Raw genomic sequence first — 11,489 nt, forward strand, 5'->3', positions numbered from 1 at the left:
GGTGGAAGTCGGCCACCTGCAGAAGGACGCTAAGGCGCCAGGTCACGGGGCGGCATCGCATGGCCGCAATTGACCGGAGGAAGACATTCGGTGACAGATGACGACCATGGAGCCATGGCAAGATCACCGCTTGCGGCGGGACCTGACCGATACGGCGACAACGGCGGCAACGGCACGGGGCGTCCCGTCGGGGCCGCCGCCCGGATCACTGGGCGATCAGCCTGACCGGGTGTCCGGCGTCGGCCGCGCAGCGGAAGATCTGCAGCGTCCCCGGGCGGACCTCGGCGGGGCCGCCGCTCGGCACGCTGAGCATCAGGCTCATCCCGCTCCCGCACACGCAGTCGACGCTCTGCAGGGTCGTCAGATGCCAGGTGGGCCAGCCGCCGAGCTTCCAGCCCTCCTGGCAGGCGAAGGTGCGCTGGTAGGGATACCCGACGTCGTCGCCCCACTGGGACACCCGCTCGCGCCATTCGGCGGGAAGCTCCTGGGGGTCGGGCAGATCCACCGCTTCGGCGGGGGCGAGGGCGCAGGTCCTGGGCGAGTAGACGTCCTTGCGGGTCCGTGGCTCGGGGACGGTGGTGAGCACGTCCCCCAGCTCGTCCTCCCGGCGCCAGCGCACCGCCACGGTCGGCCCGTAGTAGTGCGGGTCCTGGCCGGCCGGCTCGGCGTGGTCGTTGGGGCACCACAACACCTGGAGCAGGTCCGCGTCCCCGGGCCAGAAACCGTCCGGTGTCCCCGGCACGTCCGCGCGCCTGACCTGCGTCAGCGGGAGCATCGAGACGTCCTGCTTGGGGACTTCGGGGCCGTACGAGGTGATCTGCGCGGCCACCAGGTCGAGCGCGCCGCCGGGGTGCCCCTCCATCAGACGTCCGACGAAGTCGAACTCAGCCGACGTCGGCCGGCCGGACCCGGTGAGCCGCCGCTGCTCGGCGCGCCGGAGGTTGATGCGCTCCAACTCCGCGCGCTCCGCGGGGGTCAGGTCCTTCCGGTACTCGACGAGATGGTCGTCGTCGCAGACCGGCCACGGTTCGGCGGAGGGCCACAGCAGGGAGCCCCCGATCGAGCTGTCGCCCGGGGCCGGTGCCCCGGCGACCGGATCGAGCAGTACGGCGGTCCTGGCGTACTGCCGCAGCGGCGGGAAGGCCGCGAAGAGATCACTGAGAGGGGAAGGCTCGTCTTTCACGGCGCGACCTTAGCGCCGTTGGCACATGGTCTGTTCCGCGTTCGGCCGGTTCCGCGGCGGCCGGTTCCGTGTTCGGTCTGTTCCGCGCGCGGCCGACGGACGGGCCCCGTACGTGTGTCGCGGGGGCCCGGCCGCTCAGGCGTGCGCGAACCACCGCTCCCACTCGGCCGCCGTGACCTCGTCGCGCCCTGCGCCCGCCGTGGCGTCGGCCGCCTCGGTCTCGATCCCGGCGGCGAGGGTGTAGTGCTCGACGACCTCGTGCCCGAGCAGGTCCCCGGCGAGCCGGCTCGTACGGAACGCCGCCGTCGCCGCTTCGAGTGAGCCGGGCAGGGCGGGCGCGAGGTTCTGTTCGTACGCGTTGCCGACGGTGGCCGCCGGGGTCTTGAGTGCCTGGTCGATGCCGTGTTCCATCGCCGCGAGTACGGCGGACAGCGCCAGATACGGGTTGGCGTTGGCGCCCGGCGTACGGACCTCCAGATGGAGGTTGCCGGTCCCGGGCCCCACCACCCGTACGGCGCACGTGCGGTTGTCGAGGCCCCAGGTGACCGTGGTCGGAGCGTAGGTCTCCGGGCTGTAGCGGCGGTAGGAGTTCTCGTTGCCGGCGTAGAGCGGGGCGAGTTCGGGCAGGGCCGTCAGCAGACCGGCGACGGAGTGCTCGGTGACGGCGGACATCTCGCCGCCGGCCGCCGGGAAGACCGGCAGGCCCTCCTCGTCCCACAGCGAGACATGCAGGTGAAGTCCGCTGCCCACACCGGGAGTCGGGGACGCCATGAAGGTCGGGGAGGTGCCGGTCTCGTAACCAGTCGCGCGGGCCGCGTGCTTGAGCAGGGTGTGCTGGTCGCACGCCGCCATCGGATCGCCGTACGGGAAGGTGATCTCCACCTGGCCCCCGGCGCTCTCGGTCTTCACCGCCTCCACGGGCAGCCCGGCGCCGCGCAGATGGCGTTGCAGGGTGCGCAGGAAGCGGGTCGTACGCGGATCGTGGTCCAGCGCGTAGTCGCGGTTGCCGGAGGAGAGGGGACGGGCGGCGCGCGGGCCCTCGCCGACGAGCCGGTCGTACGCCCCTTCGTAGACGACGAACTCCGTCTCCAGGCCCACCTTGACCGTGTAGCCGCGTTCGGCGAGGCGCTCCAGCCGGCGCCGCAGCATCTGCCGGGGTGCCACCGACACCGGACGGCCGTCCATCCAGGCGTCCCCGTGGACCAGCGCGGCCCCCTCGATCCACGGCACCACGCGCAAGGTGTCCAGATCGGGGACGAGTTGGAGGTCGGGGTGGCCGTTGGCCCAGTTCGACAAGGGGAAGTCGACCGGGTTCATCAGGACGTCGGCCGCCAGGACGTACGAGCACATCTCGGCGCTGTGGCCGGCGACATGGTTCACGAAGTGGAGCGCGTCGAAGCGCTTGCCCGTCAGCTTCCCCCACATGTCGGGCAGCGCGAGGACGACGGTGTCGATGCTGCCCGCCTCGGCCTCGGCGCGCAGGGCCTCCAGAGTGAGCCGGCCCGAAGGAGCGGGCTGGGCGGGAGGGGCGGCCGCCATCAGATGATGTCCTGCATCTGCTGGATGTCACGCGCGGAGCTGGGCTGCGCCGGGATCTTGTGGGCGCGGCGGGCGAAGGGCCAGTAGACGGTCGCCAGCAGGAGCGCGCCGATCAGGGCGGCGGCGGCGTAGTTCAGGGTCGAGAAGGTGATGGGGCGGCTCTGCGGCAGGCAGAACAGGATCGTGCAGCAGGTCACCCAGATCACGGCGGTCCAGCCGACCGGCTTGCTCCAGCGGCCGAGGTTCCAGGGCCCGGGCACGAAGCGGTCCGGGTGCCGGAGCTTGAGGAAGACCGGAATGATGTAGGTCGGGGTGATGCCGACGACGCCGATGGCGGTGATCGCTCCGTACGCGGTGCTCGACCAGAGGGACGGCACGGTGACGGCGAAGCTCACGACGGCCGTCAGGCACACGGCCATGTACGGCACCATGGTGCGGCTGTGCACCTTGCGCCACATCCGGGAGAACGGCAGTTCGCCGTCCCGGCTGAAGGCGAACATCATGCGCGAGGCCGAGGTGTTGCCGGCCACCGCGCAGAAGAACATGGCACCGATGACGATCAGCAGCCCGACGGTCGCGCCGTTGGTGCCGAGCGAGTCGATGAGGATCTGCGCGGGCGGCACACCCGTGTCGCTGGCCTGGGTGGCGGCGTAGTCGTGGATGGAGAAGGTGAGGGAGCCGAGCAGGATGAACCCGCCGATCCAGGACCAGACGATGGCCCGGATGATGCCGCGCGGCGCCGAGACGGCGGCCTGCGTGGTCTCCTCGGAGAGGTGCGCGGAGGCGTCGTACCCGCCGAAGGTGTACATCGTCAGCAGCAGCCCTATGGCGCCGACATAGAAGGGGTTGCTGAAGCCCGTGTCGTTGACGAACTTGCCGAACACGAAGCTCGGCGACTGGTGGCTGTCCGGCAGGATCCACAGGCCGCCGGCGATCGCGGTGACGCCCACCAGGTGCCACCACACGCTCAGGTCGTTGAAGAACGCGGCCACGCGGACACCGCAGAGGTTGATCACGGCGACCGCGACCAGGATGATCGCGAGGATCAACAGGGTGGAGCCCGGGGTCGGTTCGATGCCGAAGCGCAGATTCAGGAACGCGCCGATGAACGCGGCGGCGCCGTAACTGCTGCCGGCGAGGCCGCCCAGCAGACCGAGCAGATTGACCCACCCGGTGTAGTAGCCCCAGCGGCGTCCGCCCAGCGTGCGCGCCATGTAGTACATCGCACCCGAGGTCGGGTACGCGCTGGTCACCTCGGCGAGCGCCATGCCGATGAACAGAACCATGCCTCCGGCGCCGACCCAGCCCCACATCATCACGGCGGGTCCGCCGGTGCCCATCCCGAAGCCGTACAGCGTCATGCAGCCGGTCAGGACCGAGATGACGCTGAAGCTGATCGAGAAGTTGCCGAACGCGCCCATGCGGCGGGCCAGTACGGGCTGGTAACCGAGTTCACGGAGCCGCTGCGCGTCTGGCGTGTCGGGCCGTGAGGACCTGGTGTCTGCGCTGGGAGACAAGGGACGTTCCTTTGCGTGTGTGTCCTAGGGGGCTCGTGTTATGAGTTGGTATCAGGAATTCTTTGTCAGGAGAACAGAGTTCTGGGCCCGGATCGATGACGATGTCGCCCGGACGGCGCGCTGCCGCCGCCGCGTGATCGATCCGGTGTGGTTTCCGGTGCTTCGTCCCTGGCGGTGTCGCGAGCGGTGTCGCGAGCGGTGTCGCGAGCGCTGTCGGCGGCGCTCAGGCACTGGGCCCGGCAGCGCGCGATCAGTTCGGCCAGTTGACCGGGCTGACCCGGCTGGCCCGGTCCGCCGTTGTCGGTGAGGCGGAACTGCCAGGGCCGGGGGGTGGCATGGCGTCCCATCGCCTCGAACACCCGCCCCGCCTCGGCGAATCGCTGCCCCGCCCACAGCGCGTGCGCCAAGTGGTTGAGGTCCTGGAGCGACCTGTCGTCGGGAGCGGTCAGGGCGAACCAGCCCTCGTAGGCGATCAGGGCGTCCTGGATCGCGTAACTGTTGAGCCAGTGCATGTCGAGCGTCTCGCGCGGCAGCCGCAGCCACCGTTCGACACGTACATACACCGGCAGCATCAACAGGGCTGCCGCGGCAGGCTGTTCGGCGCTGCTGAGCACCCAGCGCGCGAATCCGTCCGCCTGGCTGACGGCCCCGGGACCCGGCCGGCTGAGCCAGTACAGCATCATGCGGTGGTACGCCTCGCGGTTGTACGGGTCGAGTTCGTGCGCCCGCCGCAGCAGCCCCCAGGGGCCCGGCGGCAGCATCGGGTCGGGCGCGCGCATCCGGTGCTCGCCGACCTGCTGGTCCTCGTCCAGCACCGCCAGCGCGAGGAAGCAGATCCAGGGCACCGGATTGTCCGGCGCCTCGTCCACCGCCGTACGGCACGCGGCCAGCGCCGTGTGCCAGAGCGCCTCCGCCGTCCCGTGCCGGGCGCGGCCGGCCCGTAACGCGCGCTCCACCGAGACCCGGGCCCGCATCACCGAGGCGTCCGGCCCCGGCTCGTCGGCGGCCCAGGCCTCGACCACGTCGGACCCGGCGGCCGCCGCCCCGAGCACCTGGCTGCGGTACGTCCAGCGCGACCGGTCACGCGAGACGTCGGTATCGGCCAGCAGACTCCGCATCGCCATCCACCGTCCGGAGGCGACCTCTTCAAGTACCACGTACAGCTCGGTGTCGGCGCCCGCCGGCCGCATCACGGGGCGCCACTCGGACTCGCCCATGATCAGCTCCTTGTGGGGCCGGGTAGGTGCGCCTCTTCGTGCGTGTGGGTGTGCACTGTGTCCTCAGGCATGGGTAACAGCCAACTCCGGTAGGGGAGTTGGCGGCACCGTCGCGGTACTCAGACGGGGGGCGGGCTCGTACTCACCCGATGGGCGGGGTGTACGACCGGCCGATCCGGCGGATCTCCTCCAGCGGATAGGGGATCCCCCGGCCCTTGTCCAGGATTCCCCCGTAGAAGTCCGAGAACAGCGCGGCGAGCGGTGCGTGGCGGGTCAGGATCGCCCTGGCCGCCTCCGGGACGTTCCCGGAGACCGGGGAGGTCTTCGGGGGGCTCTGGCCTTCGGCGCACGCGTGCATGAACGCGCCGCGTTCCTGTCTGCCGTATCCGTACACCGCGGTGACCAGCCAGTTCACCAGCCAACTGATGGTGTAGCAGCGGTCGTACGTCTGGTGCTCATCGAAGAAGTCGGCCTCGGCGCGCGAGAGTTCGAAGCGGGACGAGATGGCGAGGCCGAAGTCGGTGAAGTAGAGGCGGTGTCCGTCGGTGAGGATGTTCTCGAAGTGGGCGTCGAAGTGCAGGAGCCCACGGGCGTTCATGAAGGCGGTTCCGGCCGCCAACTCCCGCTCCACCATGGCGATGGCCCGGTCCGCGTGCTCTCCGTCCGCGGTCGCTCCCGTCCCCACCTGAGTGCCCAGCCACTGGTGCAGGTTCTGCGGGATGTACTCCAGGAACAGCACGACGCAGGCCGACGCCTGCCGGAGCGCCTCGATCCGGCCGCGTACCGCCGATTCGCCGCCCCCGTGCGCCACGATCCGCTCCACGTCGGTCAGTTCGGCGGGCAGCGGCAGCGTCAGGTCGGGCAGCACCCGCCAGTGGTACATCAGCGGGAAGCCCTCGTGGCCGCCGCCGAGCACCCAGTTGGTCGTCATGGTGTACGCCGCCAGCTCCCGCCAGACGCCGAAACTCGGTCCTCCGACGCCGTACTGGTACACGGGGGGCAGCCCGAACACATTCGCGGTGGAACGGTAGTTGGCCGCCTCCCGCTCCAGATCGGTGAGGACCACCTGCTTCACGAAGACGGGGGTTCCCCCGACGTCCAGCAGCGCCGACTTCCCGCCGATCCCGGTGCCGAGCGGCGCCGCCCCGTCCACCAGCTCGCGCAGCGCGCGGTCGCCGTACAGGGCCAGGGTGGTGGAGACATCACTGTGAACGGCCCGGCGCGCGTCGCGCGACGCCGGGTCCGGGGTCTCAGGCAGGGCGAACACTCCCGTAGATCGGCATGTAGTAGATCGACTCCTCGCGGACGCTCGCGCCCGGCTTGGGCGCGTGGATCATCATGCCGTCGCCGATGTAGATGCCGACATGGCTGATGTCGTCGTAGAAGAAGACCAGGTCGCCGGGGCGCAGATCGTCCGTCGCGATACGCGTGCCGACCTTCACCTGGTCCCAGGTGGTACGCGGCAGGGACACGCCCGCCGCCCGCCAGGCGGCCTGGGTCAGGCCCGAGCAGTCGTACGAGCTGGGGCCCGTCGCGCCCCAGACGTACGGTTTGCCGAGCTGTGCGCGCGCGAAGGCGAGGACCTTGCCGGCCTTGGTGGAGCTGCCGGCCGACGTACCGGACCCGGAGCCCGACCCGGTGCCCGTGCCCGACCCGGTACCTGTGCCGCCGCCGCTCGTCGACGGCGGGGTGTCCTGCTGCTTCGCCCGCTCCGCCTTGGCCTTCGCCTCGGCCTTGCGCTTGGCCTCGGCCTCCTTCTGGCGGTCCAGCTCGGCCAGCCGGGCCTTCTCGGCGGCCGTCAGCTTCGACAGCAGCGTGCGCGCCTCGCCGAGCTTGTCCTGCACGTTCTTCTTGCTCGACCGCAGCTCGGCCTGGGAGGTGGTGAGCGCCGCCAGGCTCTTCGTCGCCTCGGCGCGCTTCTTGCCCGCGGCGGCCTGCTGCTTCTGGAACGCGGAGATGTCACTGTTCTGGTGGTGCGTCAGCCGGTCCATCAGCTCGACCTGCTCGAAGTACGCCTCGGGGCTGTCGGAGAACATCAGGGCGGCGGTCGGGGTCACGGCGCCCTCGCGGTACTGCTCTGCCGCGTACATGCCGAGCGTACGGCGCGCGGCGTTCAGCTTGTCGGTGCGTCTCGCGACGTCGTCGAGCACCGCGTCGACGGTCTTCTTCTGCTTGTCCGTCGACTCCTTCGCCTGGTTGTACTTCTCGGTCGCCGTACCCGCCTGGCGGTACAGGGCGTCGACCTTCTTCTGCACCTCGGCCACCGACTGCTTCGGCTTGGTGGGCGCGGCGCCCGCGCTCTGCGTGGAGAGCAGCGTGACGGAGGCGAGCGCGAGGGTGGTGAAACCGACAGCGGGGGAGTTGGACCGTAGGCCGCTGAGGGTGCGCGGTTTGCGATGCGATGCCACGATCGGCATCTCCTTCCATGGACCGCCTGCCGGCCGCTCGGGCGGTGCGCTGCCGGGGGTACGGCGTCGGAGTGCGGCGTCGGGACGCGCCGTAGGGGCGCGTCGTCGCCTGATCGAGCAACTTAGTCACACGGTGGTGCTGCTGTGAAGGTTGATGCGCGATATGCCCGATACATTTTCGTTACCTTCGCGTATGGAGAACGTGATCTCACTCTCGGTGACCGGGAGGCGGGATTCGGCTGGGCGGGCGCGGGCTGTCGGTGCGGCGGCCTAAACTTCGTAAGCGATGAGCAGCCTCTTTGACGACAAGTTCCTGGCGGACCTCCAGCCCCCCGACGGCGACGAGCCCCCGCCGCCGCCCGAGGACACCGAGCCCGAGCAGGTGCCCGACGACCTCTTCCAGGGAGCGTTCCACGTGCCCGCGGCCAGGGATCCGTACCACCGCGACGGCGCCCCGCGCACCGTCGTGAACACGGCGGCGCTGCTCGAAGGGCTGAACGACGAGCAGCGCGCCGCCGTCGTGCACACCGGATCGCCCCTGCTCATCGTGGCCGGGGCCGGGTCCGGCAAGACGCGTGTGCTGACGCACCGGATCGCTCATCTGCTGGGCAGCCGGCGGGTGCACCCCGGGGAGATCCTGGCGATCACCTTCACCAACAAGGCCGCCGGCGAGATGAAGGAGCGCGTCGAGGAGCTGGTCGGCCCGCGCGCCAACGCCATGTGGGTGATGACCTTCCACAGCGCCTGCGTGCGGATCCTGCGCCGTGAGTCGAAGAGGCTCGGGTTCACGTCGTCGTTCTCGATCTACGACGCGGCCGACTCCAAGCGGCTGATGGCGCTGGTCTGCCGTGACCTCGATCTCGACCCCAAGCGTCACCCTCCGAAGGCGTTCAGCGCGAAGATCTCGAATCTGAAGAACGAGCTGATCGACGAGGAGACCTTCGCGGGTCAGGCCGCCGACGGCTTCGAGAAGACGCTCGCCGAGGCGTACCGGATGTACCAGTCGCGGCTGCGCGAGGCCAACGCGCTGGACTTTGACGACATCATCATGACCACCGTCCACCTGCTCCAGGCCTTCCCGGACGTCGCCGAGCACTACCGGCGGCGCTTCCGGCACGTCCTGGTGGACGAGTACCAGGACACCAACCACGCCCAGTACACGCTGGTGCGCGAGCTGGTCGGCCCCTCGGGCGAAGGCGACGACCCGGCCGAGCTGTGTGTCGTCGGTGACGCCGACCAGTCGATCTACGCGTTCCGGGGCGCCACGATCCGTAACATCCTCCAGTTCGAGGAGGACTACCCGAACGCGACGACGATCCTGCTGGAGCAGAACTACCGCTCCACACAGACCATCCTCAGCGCGGCCAACGCGGTCATCGAGCGCAACGAGAGCCGCCGCCCGAAGAACCTGTGGACCAACGCGGGAGCCGGCGCGCAGATCGTCGGCTACGTCGCCGACACCGAGCACGACGAGGCGCAGTTCATCGCCGAGGAGATCGACCGGCTGACGGACACGGGCGACGCCAAGGCGGGCGACGTCGCGATCTTCTACCGTACGAACGCGCAGTCCCGTGTCTTCGAAGAGATCTTCATCCGGGTCGGCCTGCCGTACAAGGTCGTCGGCGGCGTGCGCTTCTACGAGCGCAAGGAGGTCCGCGACGTGCTGGCCTACCTCCGGGTGCTGGCCAACCCCGAGGACACCGTCCCGCTGCGCCGGATCCTCAATGTGCCCAAGCGCGGCATCGGCGACCGCGCCGAGGCGATGATCGACGCACTGGCGGCGCGCGAGAGGATCACCTTCCCGCAGGCGCTGCGGCGCGTGGACGAGGCGTACGGCATGGCGGCGCGCTCCACCAATGCCGTCAGGCGCTTCAACACGCTGATGGAGGAGCTGCGCACGATCGTCGAGTCGGGGGCCGGCCCGGCGACGGTCCTGGAGGCGGTGCTCGAACAGACCGGGTATCTGGCGGAGCTTCAGGCGTCGACGGACCCGCAGGACGAGACGCGCATCGAGAACTTGCAGGAACTGGCGGCGGTGGCGCTGGAGTTCGAACAGGATCGCTTGCAGGCGGAGAACGCGCGGGCCGAGAACGCGCAGGGTGACGGTGACGGTGGCGCTGCTGCCGATGGCGGGGCTGATGACGGTGGCGCCGCTGCCGACGACCCTGCCGCCGCTGCCGGTGCGACGACCGGCACGCTCGCCGAGTTCCTGGAGCGCGTCGCGCTCGTCGCCGACTCCGACCAGATCCCCGACGAGGACGAGGACGGCTCCGGCGTCATCACGCTGATGACGCTGCACACGGCCAAGGGCCTTGAGTTCCCTGTGGTGTTCCTGACGGGCCTTGAGGACGGTGTGTTCCCGCACATGCGGGCCCTCGGACAGGTGAAGGAGCTGGAGGAGGAGCGGCGGCTCGCGTACGTGGGGATCACGCGCGCCCGTGAGCGGCTCTATCTGACGCGCTCGGCGATGCGGAGCGCGTGGGGGCAGCCCTCGTACAACCCGCCGTCGCGGTTCCTGGAGGAGATCCCGGGGCAGCACCTGGACTGGAAGCGGACCGGGGCGCAGATCCCGGCGGGGCCGACGTCGAGCGTGTCGTCGTCGCTGTCGTCGTCCCGCTCGCGCGGCGCTTCGGGTTTCGCCACGCGGCGTACGACGGATCAGCCGGTGATCTCGCTGACGGTGGGCGACCGGGTCACGCACGACCAGTTCGGCCTCGGCACGGTCGTGACCGTGACGGGGACGGGCGCCGACGCGCAGGCGACGATCGACTTCGGGGACGAGAAGCCGAAGCGGCTGCTGCTGCGGTACGCGCCGGTCCAGAAGCTGTAGCGGGGCGGGCCGGGCGGCGGGTGGCCGGGCGGGCCGGCCGCCCGGTGCTACTCGGGGTTGAGGCCGTGGCTGCGCAGCCACGGCAGCGGGTCGATCGCCGCGCCGGCGTTCGGCCGTACCTCGAAGTGCATGTGCGGGCCCGTGGAGTTGCCCGAGTTGCCGGAGTAGGCGATGACGTCACCGGCCTTGACCGAACCCGACCGGATCTTGGTGCTGCTGAGGTGGCAGTACCAGGTCTCGGTGCCGTCGGGGGAGGTCACGATGGCCATGTTGCCGTAGGCGCTGTTCCACTGGGTGCGTACGGTGCCGTCGGTCGCCGCCATCACCGGGGTGCCGTACGAGACGGGGAAGTCGATGCCGGTGTGCACGGACATCCAGTTGACCCCGGCCTGGCCGAAGTAGGCGCTGAGACCGTGCTGTTTGACGGGGAGGACGAACTTCGGCCGCAGGGCCTCTTTGCGGGCGGCTTCCGCCTCGCGTTTCTTCTTCTCCGCCTCCTGCCGCTCCTTCAGGTCGATGCGCTCCTGGGTACGGCTGGCGCGGTCGCCGAAGTCGCGCGCGTCGGCGCTGAGGGCTTCGAGCTGGGTGTCCATCTTGTTGTTGGCGGCGACGGCCTTCACCGAACCCGGGTCGGCAGCCGCCGTGGTGTTCGTGTCGTCCTGGGTGTCCTCGCCACCGCTGAGCCCGCCGACGGACGCGGCGGCGATCCCGGCGACGCCCATCACACAGGCGGACGGCACGGCGATGGTGAGGAGCGCGGAGCGCCTGGCGGGCGTACGGCGGCGGCCGCGGCCG

At 70.2% G+C, this 11,489-nt stretch carries 8 protein-coding genes; 1 reads left to right on the top strand and 7 read right to left on the bottom strand.

Features of this window, described 5'->3' with window-relative positions; genetic code table 11:
* Positions 1-205 precede the first annotated feature (205 nt).
* The 6 genes from QR77_RS42395 to QR77_RS25260 all read right to left on the bottom strand — a co-directional run bounded on the left by QR77_RS42395 (position 206) and on the right by QR77_RS25260 (position 7,864).
* Complete coding sequence (locus QR77_RS42395) at positions 206-1,183, bottom strand: hypothetical protein (RefSeq protein ID WP_052489042.1); 978 nt, start codon at positions 1,181-1,183, stop codon at positions 206-208.
* Positions 1,184-1,318: 135 nt separating this feature from the next.
* On the bottom strand, positions 1,319-2,722 hold the full coding sequence (locus tag QR77_RS25240) for a glutamine synthetase family protein (RefSeq protein ID WP_040024383.1): 1,404 nt from the start codon (positions 2,720-2,722) through the stop codon (positions 1,319-1,321).
* Positions 2,722-4,239 carry an amino acid permease gene (locus QR77_RS25245; RefSeq protein WP_040024384.1) on the bottom strand — a complete coding sequence of 506 codons (1,518 nt, stop codon included), beginning with the start codon at positions 4,237-4,239 and terminating at the stop codon, positions 2,722-2,724. Before QR77_RS25245 ends, QR77_RS25240 begins: the two co-directional genes overlap by 1 nt.
* Positions 4,240-4,304: 65 nt before the next feature.
* Entirely contained in the window at positions 4,305-5,456 is a 1,152-nt protein-coding gene (locus QR77_RS25250) for a hypothetical protein (protein ID WP_063798077.1), read from the bottom strand.
* A gap of 142 nt (positions 5,457-5,598) precedes the next feature.
* Positions 5,599-6,714 (bottom strand): hypothetical protein, encoded by a 1,116-nt coding sequence (locus QR77_RS25255; RefSeq protein ID WP_040028614.1) that lies wholly within the window; start codon positions 6,712-6,714, stop codon positions 5,599-5,601.
* Positions 6,707-7,864: a C40 family peptidase gene (locus tag QR77_RS25260; protein ID WP_040028615.1), complete on the bottom strand. Its 1,158-nt coding sequence runs from the start codon at positions 7,862-7,864 to the stop codon at positions 6,707-6,709. Before QR77_RS25260 ends, QR77_RS25255 begins: the two co-directional genes overlap by 8 nt.
* Before the next feature lie 286 nt (positions 7,865-8,150).
* On the opposite strand from QR77_RS25260, the gene QR77_RS25265 reads away from it, so the two are divergent.
* Positions 8,151-10,694, top strand: coding sequence for an ATP-dependent DNA helicase (locus QR77_RS25265; RefSeq protein ID WP_040024385.1), 2,544 nt, complete (start codon positions 8,151-8,153; stop codon positions 10,692-10,694).
* A gap of 47 nt (positions 10,695-10,741) precedes the next feature.
* Here the strand turns inward: QR77_RS25265 and QR77_RS42905 are convergent.
* On the bottom strand, positions 10,742-11,489 hold a 748-nt coding region (locus QR77_RS42905), incomplete at its 5' end, for a M23 family metallopeptidase (RefSeq protein WP_150130581.1).

Origin of the sequence: Streptomyces sp. 150FB (assembly GCF_000818195.1) — a bacterium.
In the GTDB taxonomy this organism is placed as follows: Bacteria; Actinomycetota; Actinomycetes; order Streptomycetales; family Streptomycetaceae; genus Streptomyces.